Origin of the sequence: Bradyrhizobium sp. IAR9, from assembly GCF_013408065.1 — a bacterium.
GTDB lineage: Bacteria > Pseudomonadota > Alphaproteobacteria > Rhizobiales > Xanthobacteraceae > Bradyrhizobium.
The window spans coordinates 180,741-200,204 of the sequence record NZ_JACBZW010000009.1; the positions used below are offsets into that span (position 1 = coordinate 180,741).

16 protein-coding genes are annotated in these 19,464 nt (G+C 65.7%); 5 read left to right on the top strand and 11 right to left on the bottom strand.

The genetic code is table 11. From position 1 onward, the window contains the following. Positions 1–10: 10 nt before the first annotated feature. The 4 genes from GGD67_RS23720 to GGD67_RS23735 form a co-directional block, all read right to left on the bottom strand. The gene (locus tag GGD67_RS23720; RefSeq protein ID WP_179736205.1) at positions 11–1,417 is read right to left on the bottom strand and encodes an MATE family efflux transporter; all 1,407 of its coding nucleotides are present in this window, start codon (positions 1,415–1,417) and stop codon (positions 11–13) included. A 78-nt stretch (positions 1,418–1,495) separates the two neighbouring features. After that, complete coding sequence (locus tag GGD67_RS23725; RefSeq protein ID WP_179736207.1) at positions 1,496–3,295, bottom strand: ABC transporter ATP-binding protein; 1,800 nt, start codon at positions 3,293–3,295, stop codon at positions 1,496–1,498. A gap of 517 nt (positions 3,296–3,812) precedes the next feature. Next, positions 3,813–5,399: a DHA2 family efflux MFS transporter permease subunit gene (locus GGD67_RS23730; protein ID WP_179736210.1), complete on the bottom strand. Its 1,587-nt coding sequence runs from the start codon at positions 5,397–5,399 to the stop codon at positions 3,813–3,815. Positions 5,400–5,428: 29 nt separating this feature from the next. Beyond that, the gene (locus tag GGD67_RS23735; RefSeq protein ID WP_179736212.1) at positions 5,429–6,742 is read right to left on the bottom strand and encodes an HlyD family secretion protein; all 1,314 of its coding nucleotides are present in this window, start codon (positions 6,740–6,742) and stop codon (positions 5,429–5,431) included. Between the two features lie 195 nt (positions 6,743–6,937). Between GGD67_RS23735 and GGD67_RS23740 the strand changes: the two genes are divergently transcribed. Together GGD67_RS23740 and GGD67_RS23745 are read left to right on the top strand one after the other, a co-directional pair. Continuing rightward, positions 6,938–7,573 carry a TetR/AcrR family transcriptional regulator gene (locus GGD67_RS23740; protein WP_179736215.1) on the top strand — a complete coding sequence of 212 codons (636 nt, stop codon included), beginning with the start codon at positions 6,938–6,940 and terminating at the stop codon, positions 7,571–7,573. A gap of 44 nt (positions 7,574–7,617) precedes the next feature. Beyond that, positions 7,618–7,953, top strand: a complete 336-nt coding sequence (locus GGD67_RS23745) for a DUF6665 family protein (protein WP_018318654.1) — start codon at positions 7,618–7,620, stop codon at positions 7,951–7,953. Positions 7,954–7,996: 43 nt separating this feature from the next. On the opposite strand, the gene GGD67_RS23750 is transcribed toward GGD67_RS23745, so the two are convergent. Beyond that, positions 7,997–9,202, bottom strand: coding sequence for an extensin family protein (locus tag GGD67_RS23750; RefSeq protein ID WP_018318653.1), 1,206 nt, complete (start codon positions 9,200–9,202; stop codon positions 7,997–7,999). Positions 9,203–9,580: 378 nt separating this feature from the next. After that, the gene (locus GGD67_RS23755; RefSeq protein ID WP_179736217.1) at positions 9,581–10,405 is read right to left on the bottom strand and encodes a DUF2147 domain-containing protein; all 825 of its coding nucleotides are present in this window, start codon (positions 10,403–10,405) and stop codon (positions 9,581–9,583) included. 192 nt (positions 10,406–10,597) lie between these two features. Here GGD67_RS23755 and GGD67_RS23760 point away from each other — a divergent pair, with 192 nt between their 5' ends. Together GGD67_RS23760 and GGD67_RS23765 are read left to right on the top strand one after the other, a co-directional pair. Further along, positions 10,598–11,371, top strand: coding sequence for a DUF2147 domain-containing protein (locus GGD67_RS23760; RefSeq protein WP_179736219.1), 774 nt, complete (start codon positions 10,598–10,600; stop codon positions 11,369–11,371). Positions 11,372–11,690: 319 nt separating this feature from the next. Then, positions 11,691–13,133: a FecR domain-containing protein gene (locus GGD67_RS23765; RefSeq protein WP_179736389.1), complete on the top strand. Its 1,443-nt coding sequence runs from the start codon at positions 11,691–11,693 to the stop codon at positions 13,131–13,133. 179 nt (positions 13,134–13,312) lie between these two features. Here the strand turns inward: GGD67_RS23765 and GGD67_RS23770 are convergent, their stop codons facing one another. Beyond that, on the bottom strand, positions 13,313–13,876 hold the full coding sequence (locus GGD67_RS23770; protein ID WP_018318648.1) for an NUDIX hydrolase: 564 nt from the start codon (positions 13,874–13,876) through the stop codon (positions 13,313–13,315). Positions 13,877–13,945: 69 nt separating this feature from the next. Next, on the bottom strand, positions 13,946–14,809 hold the full coding sequence (gene asd / locus GGD67_RS23775) for an archaetidylserine decarboxylase (protein WP_179736221.1): 864 nt from the start codon (positions 14,807–14,809) through the stop codon (positions 13,946–13,948). A gap of 35 nt (positions 14,810–14,844) precedes the next feature. On the opposite strand from asd, the gene GGD67_RS23780 reads away from it, so the two are divergent. Further along, positions 14,845–16,509, top strand: coding sequence for an aminotransferase class III-fold pyridoxal phosphate-dependent enzyme (locus GGD67_RS23780; RefSeq protein WP_179736223.1), 1,665 nt, complete (start codon positions 14,845–14,847; stop codon positions 16,507–16,509). 350 nt (positions 16,510–16,859) lie between these two features. Here GGD67_RS23780 and GGD67_RS23785 read toward each other — a convergent pair whose 3' ends face one another. The 3 genes from GGD67_RS23785 to GGD67_RS23795 all read right to left on the bottom strand — a co-directional run bounded on the left by GGD67_RS23785 (position 16,860) and on the right by GGD67_RS23795 (position 19,420). Continuing rightward, entirely contained in the window at positions 16,860–17,519 is a 660-nt protein-coding gene (locus tag GGD67_RS23785; RefSeq protein WP_018318645.1) for a hypothetical protein, read from the bottom strand. A gap of 125 nt (positions 17,520–17,644) precedes the next feature. Next, a complete protein-coding gene (locus tag GGD67_RS23790) occupies positions 17,645–18,334 on the bottom strand; it encodes a methyltransferase domain-containing protein (RefSeq protein ID WP_095426049.1) in 690 nt (229 codons plus the stop codon). 33 nt (positions 18,335–18,367) lie between these two features. Continuing rightward, positions 18,368–19,420: a glycosyltransferase family 1 protein gene (locus GGD67_RS23795; RefSeq protein WP_179736225.1), complete on the bottom strand. Its 1,053-nt coding sequence runs from the start codon at positions 19,418–19,420 to the stop codon at positions 18,368–18,370. Positions 19,421–19,464 lie beyond the last annotated feature (44 nt).

Genomic DNA, 19,464 nt, shown 5'->3' on the forward strand with positions numbered 1-19,464 from the left:
CAAGCCACCGTTACGCAGGCTCGCGGGCGAGAGGCACAATGGGTTCGGCGCTCTCCTGCTCTGGGGCCTTCTCCTTCGGCGCCGAAGTCAGGCGCTTCCTGAACTCGCGGCGCAGCAACCACAGGCTCAAGCCCGCCTGCAATATTGTCGCCGCGACCGACAAATACCAGACGTACTCCATGCGAAAGCCCGGCCGCGTCGACAGCCAGATCGCCGGCAGCGAGTAGGTGAAGACGCGCGTCGCCGAGCTCAAGAGCACCGGCCTGGTGTTGCCGAGCGCCTGGAACATGCTCGAGCAGGTGAAGATCAACCCCTGTGCGACCATGTTGAGCGAGATGATCCGCAGGAACAGGTAGGCGATGTCCATGGTCTCGCGGTCGTTCGAGAATCCGGCGAGCAGCAGCTCCGGCTTCACCTGCGCAAGGATCATGAAGCCGGTCATCACGATCGTGACGATCAAGGCGGCCTTGACGAAAGTTTCCCGCACGCGCGCAGCGTTGGCTGCGCCGACATTCTGGCCGGCGATCGGCCCGGCCGCCAGCCCGACCGCAAGCGCCGGCATGTTGATCAGGCCGAGCACGCGCTGCCCGATGCCGAAGCCGGCCTGCGCCGCCGCGCCGAAATCGCGCAGCACGTAATAGACCACCGCCATGAAGATGAACATCATCGCGAACTCGCCGCCGGCCGGCAGGCCGACATTGAGAATGCGCTTCAAATGGTGCGGCTGCGGGCGCCATTGCGCCGGATTGAAAGCGACATAGCGCTCGACCTTGCGGAAATACGCCAGCAGCACCAGCACGCCGATGGCGACCGCGATCGAGCTCGCCAGCCCCGCACCGGCGACCCCGAGCGCATGACCGGTGCCCCAGCCCGTGATCAGGACCGGCGCCAGCGCGATATTGATGGCCACAGCAAACGCCTGCACCAGCATGGTGGGACGCACGATACCGGTCGCGCGCAACGCAGCCCCCATGACTTGGGTCGCGAACTGCAGCGCGAGCGCCGGCATGAACCACAGCAGATAAGTGGTCCCGGCCTCAATCGTGGCCTGGTCCGCTGCGATCGAACGCATGTAGGCGCGCGACAGCGCGGCACCTGCGAGCAGGGTCGACAGTCCGAACAGCACCGACAGCACGATCGCCTGGTTGAAGATCAGGTTCGCATCCGGCCGGTCCTTGCGTCCCACGGCATGCGCGATCAGTGCCCCCGCGCCGACACCGAGCACCTGCATCAGCCCGTTGACGAGAAAGCCAGCATTGCCGGCCGCGGCGACGCCCGCCACGGCGGCATCGCCCAGGCCCGACACGAAGTACAGATCGACCAGTTGGCAGATCATGATCGAGATCATGCCGGCCATGATCGGAGGTGCCATGGCCAGGATGTGTCTTACGATGGAGCCGTTCGTCAGGTCTTTCATCTCATTCCATCCTTGACGCATTCCTTGACGAATTCCTTGGCGGCGTGACAGCGGGACGTTCGCCCCGCTGCCGCCCCCTCACTCCGCCGCTGCGACGCGCCCGAGCTCCACCACCTGGCGCTCGAACAGGCCGCGATAGATGCCTGCAGGCTTGCTCGCGAGCACGGCGTGGGTGCCCTGCTCGACGACCTCGCCGCGGTCGAACACCAGGATGCGATCGAGGCTGCGCACCGTCGACAGCCGGTGCGCGATCACGATCGAGGTGCGGCCCTTCATCAGCCGCTCCATCGCCTCCTGGATCAGCGCCTCCGATTCCGAATCGAGGCTCGAGGTCGCCTCGTCCAGGATCAGCACCGGCGCATCCGCCAGGAACGCGCGCGCCAGCGCCACGCGCTGCCGCTCGCCGCCCGACAGCTTCACGCCGCGCTCGCCGACCAGCGTGCCGTAGCCCTTGGGCAGGCGCAGGATGAAGTCGTGCGCGTTCGCAAGCCGCGCCGCCTGCTCGATCGCCTCGAGGCTGGCGCCGGGCCGGCCATAGGCGATGTTCTCGGCGAGCGAGCGGTGAAACAAGATCGGATCCTGCTGCACGATCGCGATCTGGCTGCGCAGCGATTGCTGCGTCGCCATAGCGATGTCCTGCCCGTCGATCAGCACATGGCCGCCGGTGACGTCGTAGAGCCGCTGCACCAGTTTGACGAAGGTCGTCTTGCCGGAGCCGGAGCGTCCGACGAGGCCGACACGTTCACCGGCCCGGATCGTCACCGACAGCCCGTCATAGAGCGGCGCGCGATGGCCGCCATAGTGGAACGTCACGTCGTCGAACACGATCTCGCCGCCCTCGATCGCGATCGGCCGCGCATCGGTTGCATCGGCGATGCCGATGGGCTCGGCATGGATCGCCACCAGCTCGTCCATGTCGTTGACCGAGCGCTGGAGGTTGTTGATGTGCATGCCGACGTCACGCAAATAGGCGTGGATGATGTAGTAGCTGGTCAGCACATAGGTCACGTCGCCAGGCGAGGCGCGTCCCGACATCCACAACAGCACCGCGCCGCCGATCACGGACGTGCGGAGGCAGAGCAGCAGCGACAGCTGCGCCATGGCCGTGTAATTGTAGCGCAGCCAGGTCCGCCGCACCCGCACGCGCCATCGGTTGATGACGCGGGCGAGCCGCGTATCCTCGCGCGCTTCCGCGCCGAACGACTTCACCACCGCGTTGCAGGTCAGGGCATCCGCAAGCGTGCCGCCGACCTTGGTGTCCCAGGCATTGGAGACTCGGGCGGCCGGCGCGATGTAGCGCGTCGAGAACACGACGGTGATGGTGACGTAGAAGAACGCGCCGACCGCGATCACCACGCCGAGCGAGGCCCAATGCAACCCGATCAGGACCATCGAGCCGATCAACACCAGCAGCGAGGGCGCCAACGCCATCAGGATGGTGTCGTTGAGCAGGTCGAGCGCCCACATGCCGCGCGTGATCTTGCGCACGGTGGAGCCCGCGAAGGAGTTTGCGTGCCAGTCGGTGGAGAAGCGCTGCACACGGATGAAGGCCTCCTGTGCGACGTCCGACATGGTCTTGAGCGTGAACGGCACGATCGCCTGCAGGCCGGCCAGCCGCAGCGCCACGGAGGCAGCGCCCAGCGCCACGATGGCGCCGAAGGCAACCAGGGCGGCATGCCGCGCATCGGGATCGGATGGGCCACGCGTCAGCGCATCGACCAGCCGGCCCGAGAAGACCGGCATGAACAGGTCGGCAATGGTCGCACCCAGCAGGCCGCCGGCCACGATGAGCCCCCGTCCCGGCTGCTTCAGCCAGTGCCGGAATACGAAGGGCAGCACCAGGCGTATCGCCGCGGGCTTTTTTGACAGAGCGGTCATGACATCATCCGGCCGCTTTTGGCGCGGGCCGGCTCCATCGATGGACGCAGGCCGGCCGCGAGGGCCGAGACGGCGTCACTTAAGGTTGGCTTTGGCTTGGGAAAGAAAGCGATCGGGACGCTTGGTCGAAAACTTGGCCCAATCGAAACTGGCGGAGGAGGCCTCTAACAGGCCGCGTACATACCGAACCAGAACATCATCGAGCGCGGGCGTACGATCTGCGAAAGCGACGAAATCATGCAAATCTCTCCCCGGTTCGAATGAATGAGGTGCGCTTTATAGATGTGTCGTTTGCGACTTGCAACGGGGCTCGCGCGAGATCACGGATGAGTGTTGCAATTTGGTGCGCGCGGCCTTGGTGCGCTCCACAGCCGCCCCGCCCTCCGCCGTGATGCTCCGCGAAAGCGGGGCATCCAGTACGCCGCGGCGGATGTGGTGAGAGCGAGTTCACCAACGCGCCTCTGGAAAACTGGATCGTCCGGTCAAGCCGGACGATGACACCGCGTGTGTGGCAAGATCAATGCGCGTCGCCGCCGCCGCCGGTCAGTGGGGCCGGCTTGCTCAGCAGTGTCACCAGCAGGCTGAGGCCGAGATAGAACAGCGTCAGCACGAAGAAGGCATCGCCGAAGCTCATTACGACGGCCTGGCGGTGCACGAGCTGGGAGAGCTGCTTCATCGCCATCAGCGTGGAATCGCCGAGGCCCTGGAACTTCTGCATGAACATGGTCAGAGTTTCAGTCGCCGACGCATTGCCCCAGGTCACGCGCTCCTGCAGGCGGGTGATGTGCAAATCGGTGCGGTCGTTGAGCACGGTGTTGATGACCGCGAGTCCGACCGCGCCGCCGAGATTGCGCATCAGGTTGAACAGGCCCGAGGCGTTCTTCACCCTATCAGGCGCCAGCGTGCCGAGCGCGATGTTGTTGGTGGGCACCATCGCGAACATCATGCCGACGCCGCGCAGGATCTGCGGCACCAGCAGCTCGTAGAAATCGTAGTCGCGCGTGATCCAGGTCATCTGGTAGGAGCCGATCGCGAACACGACGAGGCCGAATGCGATCATGTAGCGCATGTCGAGCTTCACCATGAGGCGGCCGACCAGCGGCGCGACCAGGAACATCGTGATCCCGGAGACGAACATGGTCTCGCCGATCATCAGCGCGCTGTAGCCGCGCACTTCGGCGAGATAGCGCGGATAGATGTAGGTCAGGCCGTAGAGGCCGATGCCGATGCAGAACTGCAGGACGCAGCCGATCGCGAAATTGCGGTTGGAGAAGGTGCGCAGGTTGACGATCGGCTCGGCCGCCGTGAAGACGCGCCAGAAGAAGGCGATCGCCGAGATCGCGCAGATCCAGGCGCAGATTGCGACCGAGGTATCCTGCATCCATTCATATTGCGGCCCCTCCTCCAGCACATATTCCAGCGTGCCGAGGAAGCCGGCCATGAACAAGAGACCCCACCAGTCGAAGCGGTCGAGCAGCTCGAAATGCGGCTCGTCGAAATCGACCAGCGCCAGCACGCCCAGGGTGATGCCGATGCCGGGTACGACGTTGATGAAGAACAGCCAGTTCCACGACATCAGGTCGGTGATGTAACCGCCGACCGTCGGCCCGATGGTTGGGGCCAGCGTCGCGACCAGCCCGATGATGGGACCGACGATGTGGAATTTGGAGCGTGGAAAAACGGTATAGGCCGAGGCGAACACCGTCGGGATCATTCCGGCGCCGAGGAAACCCTGCAGCGCGCGCCAGAGGATCATCTCCTCGATGGTGGTGGCGAAGCCGCAGAGCAGGCTCGACGCAGTGAATCCGGCCGCCGAGATTGCGAACAACAACCGCGTGCCGAAGGCGCGCGACAGGAATCCGGACAGCGGGATCGCAATGACCTCGGCGATCAGATAGGCGGTCTGAACCCAGGAGACCTCACTGGAGCTCGCCGACAATCCGGCCTGGATTTCGCTCAGGGAGGCCGAGACGATCTGGATGTCCAGGATCGACATGAACATCCCGAACACCATGATGATGAACGCGAACAGCCGCTTCGGCGCGATGCGCTCCGAAGCGGGATCGGCCATCATGGCGGGCGAAGCGGTGGTGGCGTTGGCCATGGTCTGACCTCGCAGCGCTCAGGCTGTGGCTACTGCGGGTGGATCGCGGTGGGATCGTCGAGGTCGACCTCGCTATCGGCGTCGGCCGCGCCCTTGTTGGTGTCGACGGTTGCATAGACCGACATGCCGGCACGAAGCAGGTTCTGCTTCGCCACCGACTTCGGCACGCGGATGCGGACCGGCACGCGCTGCACGATCTTGGTGAAATTGCCGGTGGCGTTGTCGGGCGGCAGCAGAGTGAACACCGAGCCCGCACCCGCCGCAATGCTGTCGACGACACCGGAGAACTTGCGCATGCCGTAGGCATCGACCTTGATCGTCACCGGCTGGCCGGGACGGATGCGCTTGAGCTGCGTTTCCTTGAAATTGGCGTCGATATAGACGGCGTCCAGCGGCACGATGTTGCCGAGGCGCTGGCCGACCGCGACGAAGTCGCCGGTGTTGACGAGGCGATTGGAGAACGTGCCGTCGACCGGCGCGCGGACCGCGGTGAAGGCCAAGTCGCGCTCGGCCTTGGCGAGCGTGGTCTTGAGCTCGGCGAGCTGGGCCTGCGCTTCGGCCTGCTGCGCCTTGGCGACGTCGACATTGCTGATTGCAACGTCGTAGGCGGCCTGCGCGGCCTTGACCGCAGCGGCGCCCTGGTCGCGTCCGGCTTCCGAGCTCTCGAAGGTGGCGCGCGAGGCAAACCCCTTGTTGCTCAGGGCCTGCTGGCGCTCATAGTCGAGATCGGCGCGCTTGAGGCCGGCCTCGGCCGAGACGAGCTGTGCCTTGGCCTGCGTCACCTGGCTGTCGAGCGCGGCGACCTGGCGGCCGATGCGATCGATGGTGGCCTGCTGGGTCGCGATCCTGGTCGCGGCGGCATCGACCGCGATCTTGTAGTCACCCTCGTCGATGCGGAAGACAATGTCGCCCGCTTTCACGGTCGTGTTGTCGCCGGCAAGGATCGAGGCGATGTGGCCGGAGACGCGCGCGCCCAGCATGGTGTTGTTGGCGCGGACATAGGCGTCATCGGTGGAAATGTAGAAGCGGCCAACCAGCGTGTAGTAGCCGGCATAGCTCGCGGCCGCGAGCGCCAGCAGGAGGCCGACGCCCATCAGGACGAACTTGCGCTTGCCGGATTTGGGAGCGCCGGCAGCGGGTGCCTCCGGCGCAGATGCGGCCGGCTTGTCGGTCGCGGGCTTCTCCGGCGCCTCGGCAGTGCGGCGCTTGGCTTCCTCGGCCAATTGAGCGCGCAATTGCTCGGCAAGGGGGGCAGCGTTCTCGATCGCGGCATCACCGTCCGCGTGCTCCTCTACCGGATCCTGGCGAAGGACGCGCGCGGCCTGGTCTCTCGATACGGCCATAAAGGCCTCCCCAAAAAGCGCGATCAAAGGGGCACCCGGCGTGCGGCCTGTTCCCTCTCGCTAATCCAAATATCATTGACCGAACGGTTCGGTCAATATACATAATAATCCCGGCCGCACCCTACTGACGAGAATCCTTTATTCGGGTTTCATGGCCGCCGACCCGACTCAAAAACCTGCCGAGACCCTGAACCAATGGTTGTAGCCGGCCGCGATCATCTGCACGTCATCCAGGAGGAGGACGGCTCCAAACGTCGCCAGATCCTGGATGGCGCCCGCAAAGTGTTCATGGATCTCGGCTTCGACGGCGCCAGCATGGGCGAGATCGCGCGCGCCGCGCAGGTCTCCAAGGGCACGCTCTACGTCTACTTCGCCGACAAAAGCGCGCTGTTCGAAGCCATCCTCGAGCAGGAGGCGCTCCAGTTCGGCCAGGTCGTGTTCAATTTCGATCCCACGCGCGATGCCGAGACCACACTGAAGGAGTTCGGCCGGGCCTACATCCACTTGCTCTGCCGGCCCGGCGGCGGATCGGCGATCCGCACCGTGATGGCGATCGCCGAGCGCATGCCCGATGTCGGCCGCCGCTATTATGCGCGAGTGCTGGACAAGACCATCAACCGCCTCTCCGATTATCTCAAGGTCCATGTCGCCTCCGGCGATCTCAGGATCGACGATTGCGACCTCGCAGCGTCGCAGTTCATGGAGCTGTGCAAGGCCTCGCTGTTCCTGCCCTTCGTGTTCCAGGCTGCGCCCGCGCCGTCGGAAGAGCGCATGACCGAGGTGGTCGACAGCGCGACGCGGATGTTCCTGGCCGCGTATAAGGCGAAGTAGCGGCGCGTTGCGCGGACCAGTCAGGCGGCCCTATATTTGCGGCCATGTCCCGTGATCTTCGCCCGCCCGTCGATATCCTCCATTACGAGATCGTCCAGGAACAGGCCTCCGCGCTTGGACGAATGGGCCGCTCACTCGAACAGGCGCTGACGCGCTTGCGCGAGTTCGACGCCGCGCACCCCTCCTCGGAGGCGCCGGCCTCGCTGCAGCCGGCCAGGCGCAAGCTGGTGGCGGAAGCCGGCCAGGCGCTCTGGATGTTCGTGGTGCAGCGTGAGGCGTCCGGTCTGCGCGACAGCCGCCATATCATGCGAACCTACAACGTGCCGGGCGAGGTGCAGCTCTGCATGGGGCTGGTCCCCGCACCGGCGAAGCCGAAGTAGATCGTAGCCTCCGTGAGCGCAGCTACAAGAGCAACTGCTCCGTCTAATCGTCGGCGTAGTCGTCTTCCTCGCGCTTGTGCCCCGTGCTCTTGCGCGCACCGAGCGAGCCGGTCACGGAAGGCTCGCGCGCATTCGCGTACGGCCTGCGCGACTGCGCACGCGAGGCGACCTCTTCACCGGAGACGGCGGCGGGCTGACAGATCAGACGGCGGCTGGCACGGCGCATCAGATCGACGTGGATGTGATCGTAGTGATAGACGTTCGACCCCGGCGCGAGCACCGTGGTGAAATGCGCGCAGGCACCCGACTGCACGTCGCGCAAAAATCCCTGCTCCTCCGGCATGCCGCGCCAGCCATCCTTCACGGTAACGCGGCGGCCGTCGGCTAGCACGAAGGCGGAAATGTCGAGCGCGTTGCCGAAGGCGTGTTCGGAGATGTGAGAATGCGGATTGCCGTTCATGCCGCGGCAGGAATAGGCGGAGATCTGCTTGATCTCGGCGACGCGGACGCCGAACCAGCGCATCGCGGAGGGCTGCACGGTGTCGGCGAGCCAGCGGTCGAGCTCGGACACGATCGGACAGGCGAGCGTCGCGGTCGGCTTGATCGCGACCGGACCGACGGCCGTGACGGGATTGCCCTGCGCCGGGCCAAGGCGCGGCGGCGGCTGCTGCGCAGGCGCCTGGGAGTAAGGTGCAGGCCGCGCCGGATAGCTCGGCGCATTCATGTAGCGTGCCGCTCCCGCGGCGTCGGTGCCATCGGGCGGCAGGTCGATCTCGTCCTCCTGCGCGGCGACGCCGGGCGCGTTTAGCGACACCGGCCCGCTCGAGCTGCCATAGCCGGAGGGTTGGCGCACCGCGCTTTCGGGATAGTTCGATCGTTGCGGATAGGACGATGCCGGATAATTCTGGCTCTGGGGGTAATTCGACCGCGGCTGCGTCACCGGCCAGCGCGGCTGGCCGCCGATGCTGCCCGGCGGGCGCAGCTCCTCGTCGGCAAAGCCGTAACTGCTCGAGGCTTCGCCGATGGCGGCGACCTTGAGCGGAAACTCGGCGCCGCACATGCCGGGCCCGGAGATCGGGTCGATGCGGACGAGATCCGGCCCCTCTTTTACCGCACCCGATTTCAGGCATGCGGCTTCGGCCTCGGCCCGCCACGGTTCGCGTTCGGCCTGGAAGAAGCCGCGTCCGCAACCCGCTAGCGAAACAAGGACGATGGAGCCGACGAGATACAAACGAACTCCGCGCGTCATGCACGCACGTTCGGTGAATTTACTTAAAGACTCTTCAACACGTTGATTTCAGAGTTCTTTAACCATACGGGCCGGTGCGCGCCCGGAGCCGGCAGGATCGAGCGACAGCAAGCCTGACTTTTTCGCGAGGAGACTCTCTGTTAACCATAATGCCCGCGCGCAAAGCGGCGCGCACGGAGGGAGCGACCTCATGACGTTCGCCGGGAGACTGAGCATAGTCACCGCGTACCTCGCCATGGCGTTCGTTGGCGCCATCGTGCTCGGCATGATCTAGCATCGATCAACCACATCGCGGCCGCTTACCCTCCCCTGGAGGGGGAGGGTCGGCTCACATGAAGCGCAGCTGAATGTGAGACGGGGTGGGGTGACAGTCTCTCCTCATTGCCGCGATGTCGTGATCAGTTGCTCTCGCGGCGCCTCGATCCGCGTCCAGTCATTGCCGGAGCACCGGAAACGGCCGAGCGCACAGGCTTCGACGTGGAGCCTGCCGGAGCTCTTCAGTGTCATGGTCGCGTAATAGGTGTTGCCGCTGGAGCGGCTGTAGATGTTGCCGGTCCAGACGTCGTGCGACTTCGGCTTCATGTTGACGAGCACGCTCTCGCCGCGGCTCGACGCCTCCGTCAGCGCGTAACCGCACAATGCAGGACCACAGCGCTCGATGCGGACCGTGCCCTTGGCGCCGGGGCTCTCCCATTCGCCGAGCGGCATATAGGCCGGCTCGTCCTCGCTGGGCTGTGCGATCGTTGCGGTCTGCTTGATCTCGGGACTCGGGAAGGGCGGCGGCTCCATGCGCGGCGGCAGGTCGACCCGCGGTGGATTGAGGTTCGACGCCGCGAGTGTCGGCGTCTCGACCCCGGTCGGCGGCACGACAACGGGCTGCGACGTCGTGGCGGCGACAACAGGGCCGGTCGGCGCTGGCGATGCCGCGACGACGCTCGCTTGCGCCGGTTTGACCGGCGCCGGGGGATAGGCCGGCTGCAGCGCCGCGACCGCAGGCGGCGCGGCTGACGTCGTGTTGACGTCCTCTGTCGGTCGAAGGCTGCGGCTGGACACCGAAACACAAGAAGCAGACCGGCAATTGCGCGGCGACTCAACGCGGAAGCGGTGACCGCCGATCGAGAAAGAATAGGAGCCGGCCACGGCCGCGGGCGTGATCGCCATCAGTGCGATCAAGGTGCCAAGCGAAGTCGCAAGCCGTTTCATCCACACCTCCTTGAGTGTCGCCACGAGCTTACGCAGAGGCGTTGCCGCTGAATGTGCGCTGCCTCACCCAGACGGCGCGCATCGTTGTGACCCCCATCACAGAACGCCCGGCCGGTCCGGCGTAGGGTCGAACCACGCTTCATCCACCAGCGACTTCAGTCCATCGGGATCACGCCATTTTCGGAGGTTGTCATGAACAAGCTCACCGTCGCCGCCGCGCTCTTTCTGGCGTCGACCGCCGCCCATGCCGGCGGCAACACGATCTCGTTCCAGATCGAGGGCCAGCACATCCGCATCGAGACGCCGCGCAACTGCGCCTCGCTCAACTGCGTGACCATCGTTGCGCCGGGCCTGTCGGACAAGCCGATCAAGCTGAACAACATCAACCTGAAGGGCCTCGGCGGCTCCAAGGACGATGACGTCGACACCACGCCGGCTCCCGCCACCACCGCGCAGCCCGCCCCGGCGCCGCAGCCCGTGCAACAGGCGCCCGTGCAAGCGATCGCGCCGGCCGCCCCCGTTGTTGCTCCCGCGGCCCCTGCGGCGACCGTCGCCGCCGCGCCGTCCATCGATGCGACGACGCAGCCCGCGCCCGTTGCGGCTCCTGCTCCGGTCGCCGCTGCGCCGGCCCCTGCTTATGTTCCTGCTCCGGCTCCGGCGGCCGCCGCGCCCGTGCAAGCCGCCAACACGCCGATCGGCGTTTGGGCGACCGAAGAGAACAAGGGCAATGTCCGCGTCGAGCAGTGCGGCGCCAATCTCTGCGGCTATGCCGTGAAGACCAATGCGCGCATCCTGATCAACATGAAGCCAGAGGGCTCGAAGTGGAGCGGCCGCATCCACGATCCCGACTCCGGCCGCAATTACGACTCGACCATCGCGATGAAGGGCCCGAATGCGATGCGCGTGCAGGGCTGTGCCTTCGGCGGCATGTTCTGCGGCGGCCAGACCTGGAAGCGCGTGAGCTGACATTATCCTCGTCATCCCGGGCGACCCGGGATCTCGCACGTCGGCCCCACTCTATCCCCTCACCCTGAGGAGCCTGCATAGCAGGCGTCTCGAAGGGCGAGGCCCGGATCGACAGCGGGCCTGCATGGTTCTCGCGGCGACGCGCAGCGTCGTCCGCCACGCGCGCAAAGGGGCGCGCTCCTCCACCATAAGGAGAGAGAGCGCCGTTTGAATGTTCGGCCCTCCTCCTGCCACACACGTTCATCCGCCATTCAGGTCCTCCCGGCTGATATCAACCGATCTCGCCTCGCGTTCTCACCGGGACTTCCTCGTGCCATCAATGCTGGCCTGGCGCCGCTTCGTGTTCGCGCTCGCCCTGCTGGCCCTGCCGCTGGCCGGCGCGAGCGTTGCGATCGCATCCGATGCGATCGAAGTTGCGCAGGCCCAGCCACAAGCGCAGCCGGCGCCAGCGTCCTCCCCGGCGCCGTCGGCTTCACCGACACCGGCCGCGGACGCACAACCCGCCGCCGTCGAACCGATCGGCAACGTCGCGACGGTGACAGGCATCGCGACCGTAATCCGTGACAAGAATTCCTATCCGCTGCGCGTGCGCGACGATATCTATCTCAACGACGTCGTGCAGACCTCGTCGAACTCCACAGTTGGCATCACTTTCGACGACGCCACCACGTTCAATCTTTCAGCCAGCTCGAAGATCACCATCGACAATTACGTCTATGAGGACGGCGGCAAGCAGAACTCCGCGATCTTCGACGTCGGCAGGGGCACGGTCGCCTTCGTCGCGGCTGCGGTGGCGAAGACCGGCAACATGAAGATCACGACGCCGACCGCGACGCTCGGCATCCGCGGCACCACCGGCGTCGTCGACGTGCCCGAGGGCGCGGTAGCGAGCAACGCGCGCAACGTCAACATCAAGCTCTATCCCGACGCCGACGGCCGCGTCGGCCACATCGACGTCGACGACCGCAGCAGCGGCGCTCGGCTCGGCGCACTGACGCAAGGCGCGAGCGGGTTTGCGATCCGCCCCGGCGCGGGCATTGCCGGCGCGATGCTCTTCGCCGCGGTGCCGATCACGATTCCCGCGCAGCAGATCGCGCGCGACCGCGGCTTCGTCGGCCAAGTGCACCTGGCGCAAACCACGGGCCGCCAGATCGTTACCGAGCAACGCGACTTCCGCCGCGCCAATCCGACCGCGCTCAGCCGCATTCCGCGGCCGGTCCAGCCGCCGCAGCAACAACAATTGCGGCCGACGACCGCGCCGGGACAGCAGCCGCAGCGACCGAACGGCCAGCCCGGCCAGAACAACCGTCCGGGTCAGCAGCAGCCGGGCACACCAAGCCGGCAAGGCACCCAGCCGCCGCAACGGCAGGGACAAGGTGGCGCGGTGCAGCCGGGTGGCCAGCGTGCGGGCCAGGGGCAGCAGCCGCGAGGCCAGCAGCAAGGCCAGCCGCAGCGCGGCGAAGGCGCCGGACGTCCACGTGCACCGCGCGAAGGACAGGGCGCAAAGCCAAACGGCACGCCGCAAACACAGCCGCAGCGTGGTGGGCAAATTCAGCCCGGTGGAGTCATGCCGTCACAGCCGGGCGGGACTCATCCGCAGCCGCAACTGCCGCGCACCGGGATGCAGCCGGGCCAGCCGCCCGCAGCTCAACAGCCGGGCATGCAGCGCCCCGGCGGCTTCCAGCAGCGCCTCCCTGCCCCGCAACGCCCAGCCGCGCCGCGCAGACCGGCGCCGGCTCCGAAGGAGAAGGAGCGGCGGTGATAGCGCCGCCCTCGCCGCGCCGCTTTCTCCTTCGTCATTGCGAGAAGCCCTTGCGACGAAGCAACCCAGGATCTTTCCGCGGAAGGATCCTGGATTGCTTCGCTGCGCTCGCAATCACGATGTGGAGGGAGTTGGCGCTCGCCCAACCGCATTAACTCGCGAAAGCAGCGCGCTTGAACTCACGCCTCGCCGCGCAGCCAGGCCTTCACCTTTTGCAGCAGACCATGCCTCAGCTCCTCGACGGACGCGGCTTCGGCGGGTGTCAATGTCTGCAAGGCGGCATCGATGTCGTCGCTCGACGGTACCGGCTCGGCCACCGGCGCGGACGCCAACCCCGCGGCCGCAAGCGCGATCGGGCCGATCTGGGTCAGGAAGGCGCGCTCGTATTCCCGCGACAGGCGTGCAAGCGCGTCGTCCAGCGGCAGCCAGTCGACCGCCTTGATGTCGTTCATCAGCTTGCGAACCGGACCGCCGTCTGCTTCCATCCGCCAGAAATGCACGACTTTTGAGCGGCCGCCGGACTGGTAGACGAGCGTGCCCAGAAATTCGTGGATCGCGACGTCGTGGCCGGTCTCTTCCAGCACCTCGCGGTGCGCGGCCTCTTTCGGAGTCTCACCGTCGTCGAGCTTGCCCTTGGGCAGGACCCATTCATTGCGCTTGCGCTGACGCACGACTGCAACCAGCGGCACCGCTCCCCGCCGCAGCACAATACCACCCGCCGCCATCACCGGCGCTCGCGCCATCACTCACATCCGTGTCGATCTATGCATCCCCGAAGGACGATATAGGCGGCGGACGCGGCGGATTGAAGGCTATCCTCTCCTCAACAGCGCCTCTCCTGCGCGAATGCGTGTGCCCTCGGCGATGCCCTCGCAAAAGGTAAAATCGCCGGGCGCGAGGATGATGATGGTCGAGCCGTGCTCGAACCAGCCGAGCTCCTCGCCCTTGGCCACGTTGACGTCGCAGGGGAAATTGACCGGCCCGCGGGTCTGCGCGTTCAGCACCATGTCGAGGAAGTGCAGGCGGATGCTCGCGACCAGGATCGCGGCGACCGGCACCAGCGTCACCGCCTCGCCGGTCGAAAGATGCGTCCGGATCACCGCGCGCTCGTTCTTGCAGAAGAGACGCTCGACCCGCTTCAAGGCGATCGGGTTGACGTTCCAGACATCGCCATGGATCAGCGTGACCCGCTCAATATGCGCGTCATAGGGCGCGTGGAAGCGGTGATACATGCTCGAGGTCAGCCGCAGCGTGACGAAGGAGCCGTTGCGGTGCTGGTCGACCAGCGCGGAATCGCCGAGCAGGTCGAATAGCGAATAGGGCGCGCCCTTGACCTGAAACAGCTCGGTGTCGGCGATCTTCCCGTGGGCACCGACGATGCCGTCAGAGGGGCTGGCGACAGTGGAAGGATCCGGATCAAAGGGTCGCAGGCCCGGCTTGAGCTCCCGGGTGAAGCAATCGTGCAGACTCTTAAAATGCGTCTTGCGCGCCTCCGACAGATCGAGGTCGGAGAACAGCTTCCACAGCGCAATCGAGAAGTCCCGCACGAGCGGATTCTCGATCTTGGAGAACCAGCCCATGAAGCGGGTCAGGGCCGCGCGCGGAATGCGGTTGGTCAACAGGAAGTTGAGGTCTTCCTGCTGGGTGAAAGAGGCGATGAGGGCTTTGACTGTCATGAATCTGTCAGCTCACAGTATTAGCGCTTGTTGTCATGGAAACGACACTCCCGATTCTCTCGATGTCCGTGGCCGCCGCAGCGTCTGCTGCCCCCGTCTTCCCGAAGATCAAGGCGCGGGTCGAACTGTCCCGCGCCAAGCACCGCTCGCTCGCAGGGCACTCCAAGATGTCGCGCCGGGTGGCAAAGCTGCTCCCGTTCTACGAGTTCAGCGGGGATCAGTATTTCGGCTGCGATGGCGCGCCTGATCACGTCGTGACGCAGCGCAAGGACGCCTTCTTCCGCCTCGCCAAACTCTACGCCGAGCGCTATCCCAAGGGACGCGCGATGACGAAGGAAGCGGCGGAAAAGATCTCCGACCTGCACTTCACCGAGACCTACCGCGTGCCATTCCAGTTCTCGCGTCTCGTCCGCGAGCACCTGGGCACCTCGACCTTCATGGAATCGTCCAGCGGCGTCACCGTCACGGATGTCGACGGCAACACGTCCTACGACCTCACGGGATCCTACGGCGTCAATATCTTCGGCAACGACTTCTACAAGGAGTGCATCGAGGGCGCCGAGAAGCGCGCGCATGCGCTCGGTCCCGTGCTCGGCCCCTATCATCCCGTCATCCTCGAGAACGTGCAGCGTCTGTGCCAGATCTCCGGCCTCGACGAAGTCTCGTTCCACATGTCCGGCACCGAAGCCGTGATGCAGGCGGTGCGGCTTGCGCGCTACCACACCAAGCGCACGCATCTGGTTCGTTTCGCCGGCGCCTATCACGGCTGGTGGGGCGACGTGCAGCCCGGCGTCGGCAACCCGATTCCCGCGCACGAGACCTACACCCTCGCCGAAATGTCCGAGAAGACGCTGCACGTCCTGCGCACCCGCAAGGACATCGCGTGCGTGCTGGTCAATCCGCTGCAGGGCCTGCATCCCAACGCCAACGCGCCCGGCGATTCCTCGCTGGTGGATTCCTCTCGCGGCGGCAATTTCGATCGCGCGGCCTACACCGAGTGGCTCACGAAGCTGCGTGAAGTCTGCACCGAGCGCGGCATCGTGCTGATCTTCGACGAGGTCTTCGTCGGCTTCCGCCTCGCCGCTGGCGGCGCCCAGGAATATTTCGGCGTGCGCGCCGACATGGTGACCTACGGCAAGAGCCTCGCCGGCGGCCTGCCGGTCGGCGTGGTCTGCGGCAAGCGCGAGCTGATGCGCCGCTTCCGCGACGACCGGCCCGCCGACATCTGCTTTGCCCGCGGCACCTTCAACTCGCATCCCTACGTCATGACGGCCATGGACGAGTTCCTGAGCCGGCTCGCCAGCCCGAACTTCCGCGCCATCTATGACGGGCTGGACGCGACCTGGAATAGCCGCGCGCAGAAGCTCAACCAGATGATGACCGGCGCCGGCCTGCCGGTGCGGTTCGCCAACTTCTCGTCGATCTGGACGGTGAAATACACCACGCCGTCCCGCTACAACTGGATGCTGCAATATTATCTGCGCGCTGAAGGCCTGTCCTTGAGCTGGGTCGGCACCGGCCGGCTGATCTTCAGCCTGAACTACACCGACGCCGACTTCACCGAGGTTGCCGAACGCTTCGTCCGCGCCGCCGGGAAGATGAAGGCGGACGGCTTCTGGTGGCACGACGGCGTGCTCACCAACAAGCAGATCAAGCGGCAGATCCTGAAGGAGATGCTGGCCAAGCGCTTCGGGCGCTGAGGCCACACTGCGCGAGCTTGCTCCGCCTCTCCCGCTTGCGGGAGAGGCCGACGCGCCCCGGGCGATGCGAAAGCATCGTCCCGCGCGCGGCGGGTGAGGGTTCTCACCGCACTGGGACATCCTCGGTAATCCCCAACAATCCCGACGCGGAGACACCCCCACCCCAGCCCTCCCCCGCGAGCGGGAGAGGGAGCCCGCTGCCTTTGCCGCTGTACTGTGTGCACCATATGCGATTGTCCGACCGCAAGCGGGGAGAGGCGAAGAAGAAGCCCCCAAGACGTGGATGCCCGGGACAAGCCCGGGCATGACGCAACCATTAGACATCGGAGTGTGTCGTGTACGCAGCGCGCTCAGGCGTGCTGCTCTTCGAGCGTGGGCTCGCCGATGAGGCCCAGCGTGTGCTCGGGGTTGAGGTGCAGGCCGGGGTCCATCAGCTCGCCGCGCATCAGGGCGAGCGGCGCGCTGCGATAGAGCATCAGATCGTGGAAGGGATCGGTCAGGATTTTGGTCATCCAGACGAGGCCGGTTTCGACGTCACGGATGAAGAACAGGTGCACGGTGCGGAACAACAGACCGCCGCCGCCAACCACGAGCCAGATCTTGGCGACCTGCCGCATGAAGTCGGTCGCGCTCGCCCAGGGTGTGAACAGACCGAACAGCGTCGGATCGGCGAACAGCACCAGCGGCGAAGCCGCCCAGATCGCCATCAGCACCACCTTGCGCTGCAGGTTGTAGCCGACCTTGATCTCTTCCTTGTGCTCGTGGGTGGCCTGGTTGATGTGGTCGTAGCCGTGCGGCTCGAAGAAGAAGTGACCGGCCTGGCGCGAGGTCATCGAGACCAGCCAGCCGACCAGCGCGGAGACGACGGGATCGATGAACAGCCAGACATAGGCGAAGAGAAAGCTCAGCGCGCTGACGAAGTGCAGGCTCTGGTTGATGCGGCTGTGGTGATAGTAGCGATGGTCGTCCCAGCGCTGGATCCGCAGCTGCTCGAGATAATTCTTGATCATGCTCTCCCCCAAAATGCTTTCGGGTACGGGATTACAGGGATTCGATGTAGGCCGTGTGACATCATCATTTTGTCATGTGACGATGTGCAGCGGCGCGATGACGCACTTAACGCGTGAGCTTCAGCTCACGCCGCTTTGGCGACGTCGACCTTGCGGAAGCGCACCAGCGAGAAATGGCCGAGCGGCGGAATCAGGCGGCGCTCGGCGAGCTCGATGCCGTGCGCGCCGGCCAGCCATTTGGCATAGCGCGACCAGGCGAACTCGGCGGTGCGGAAGCCGAGCGGACGCACCACCGGCTGCAGCTTCTGCTCGATGAAGCGGCGCATGCCGGCGTCGGCGCTGACGCGGGTGAGGATGATCAGCTCGCCACCGGGACGCAGCACGCGGGCGAATTCGTCGAGCGCCTTCTCCGGGTTCGGCACGGCGGTGACGACATATTGCGCCATCACGACGTCGAAGGAATTGTCGGGGAATTCGAGCTTCTCCGCATCCATCACCGCGAGCCCCTCGACGTTCTTCAGCTTGCCCTCGGTGACGCGCTGGCGCGCCTTGTCCAGCATTGCTTCCGAGATGTCGGTGCCGAAGATGCGCAGGTTCGGTGCATAGAGCGGCAGCGAGATGCCGGTGCCGACGCCGACCTCGAGCACGCGGCCGCCGATCTTGTTGGTGGCCGCGATCGCAGCCTGCCGGCCCTTGGCGAACACACCGCCGAACACGAGATCGTAGACGGGCGCCCAGCGGTCATAGGCCTGCTCGACCGTGCCACGCGTGAGGTCGAGCTGCTGGGTGCCGTCAAGGTTCATGATCTTAGCCATCGATGAGGTTCTCGCTGTGGTTCAAATGAAAGATCAACCGCGCACCGGCCGCCGCGCCATGCGAGGCGAGGCGCGCAGGACGCGGCTGGGCTGAAGTGAGGTGAGATTGCCGACGAACTGGCGCGCGCTGTTTTCCCAGGAACGCTCCAGCGCGAAGTTGCGGCAGGTCTCGCGCGACATGGTGAGCGCGCGCAGGCACGCGGTACGCAGATCGTGGTCGATCGCGCCGATCGGATGATCGGCGATGACGTCCTTGGGACCCGTCACCGGAAACGCCGCAACCGGCGTGCCGCAGGCCAGCGCCTCGAGCTGCACCACGCCAAACGTATCGGTCAGGCTCGGAAATACGAACACGTCGGCGGCGGCGAGATGCGCGGTGAGATCCGCGCCCTTCTTCTCGCCGAGGAACACCACGTCCGGATATTTCTTCTCGAGCGCCGCCTTCTGCGGACCGTCGCCGACGACGACCTTGGTGCCGGGCAGATCGAGCGAAAGAAACGCTTCGAGATTCTTCTCCACCGCGACCCGGCCCATGGTCATGAAGATCGGCCCCGGCAGATCGAGCCGCGCCGGATGATCGGGATGAAACAGCTCGGTGTTGACGCCGCGGGTCCAGAAGCCGAGCCGCTTGAAGCCGCGCTCGGAGAGCTCCTGGCGCAGCGAGGGCGTCGCCACCATCGTCATCGCGGCGGCATCATGAAAGTGGCGCAGCACGGCATAACCGACGGCGGCGGGAATGCCGGTCCGCACCGCAACATATTCGGGAAAGCGCGTCGTGTAGGACGTGGTGAAGGCAAGCCGGTTGCGACGGCAATAGGCCCGCGCGGCCCAGCCGATCGGACCTTCGGTCGCGATGTGGAGCGCGTCCGGCGCAGCCTTCTCGATCCGCCGCGCGATCTCCTTTCCGCTCGGCAGCGCGATGCGCAGGCCCGGATAGGTCGGCAGTGGCCAGGACGGAAAGCCGTCCGGCGTCAGGAAGTCGATCTCGACATCGAGGGCCTTGGCGGCATTCGCCAGCGAGGTCAGGGTGCGGACCACACCGTTAACCTGGGGATGCCAGGCGTCAGTCGCGATTAATACCCGCATGGGGAAATCCCGAGAGTTTGATGATTCTCGGTTTCCGACCATCA

Coding starts and splice junctions, on each gene's coding strand:
- GGD67_RS23795 (WP_179736225.1), bottom strand. CDS start 19,420: ATGCGGGTATTAATCGCGACTGACGCCTGGCATCCCCAGGTTAACGGT.
- GGD67_RS23780 (WP_179736223.1), top strand. CDS start 14,845: ATGGAAACGACACTCCCGATTCTCTCGATGTCCGTGGCCGCCGCAGCG.
- GGD67_RS23785 (WP_018318645.1), bottom strand. CDS start 17,519: ATGATCAAGAATTATCTCGAGCAGCTGCGGATCCAGCGCTGGGACGAC.
- GGD67_RS23720 (WP_179736205.1), bottom strand. CDS start 1,417: ATGAAAGACCTGACGAACGGCTCCATCGTAAGACACATCCTGGCCATG.
- GGD67_RS23770 (WP_018318648.1), bottom strand. CDS start 13,876: ATGGCGCGAGCGCCGGTGATGGCGGCGGGTGGTATTGTGCTGCGGCGG.
- GGD67_RS23790 (WP_095426049.1), bottom strand. CDS start 18,334: ATGGCTAAGATCATGAACCTTGACGGCACCCAGCAGCTCGACCTCACG.
- GGD67_RS23760 (WP_179736219.1), top strand. CDS start 10,598: ATGAACAAGCTCACCGTCGCCGCCGCGCTCTTTCTGGCGTCGACCGCC.
- GGD67_RS23750 (WP_018318653.1), bottom strand. CDS start 9,202: ATGACGCGCGGAGTTCGTTTGTATCTCGTCGGCTCCATCGTCCTTGTT.
- GGD67_RS23740 (WP_179736215.1), top strand. CDS start 6,938: ATGGTTGTAGCCGGCCGCGATCATCTGCACGTCATCCAGGAGGAGGAC.
- GGD67_RS23765 (WP_179736389.1), top strand. CDS start 11,691: ATGCTGGCCTGGCGCCGCTTCGTGTTCGCGCTCGCCCTGCTGGCCCTG.
- GGD67_RS23755 (WP_179736217.1), bottom strand. CDS start 10,405: ATGAAACGGCTTGCGACTTCGCTTGGCACCTTGATCGCACTGATGGCG.
- GGD67_RS23725 (WP_179736207.1), bottom strand. CDS start 3,295: ATGACCGCTCTGTCAAAAAAGCCCGCGGCGATACGCCTGGTGCTGCCC.
- GGD67_RS23735 (WP_179736212.1), bottom strand. CDS start 6,742: ATGGCCGTATCGAGAGACCAGGCCGCGCGCGTCCTTCGCCAGGATCCG.
- GGD67_RS23745 (WP_018318654.1), top strand. CDS start 7,618: ATGTCCCGTGATCTTCGCCCGCCCGTCGATATCCTCCATTACGAGATC.
- GGD67_RS23730 (WP_179736210.1), bottom strand. CDS start 5,399: ATGGCCAACGCCACCACCGCTTCGCCCGCCATGATGGCCGATCCCGCT.
- asd (WP_179736221.1), bottom strand. CDS start 14,809: ATGACAGTCAAAGCCCTCATCGCCTCTTTCACCCAGCAGGAAGACCTC.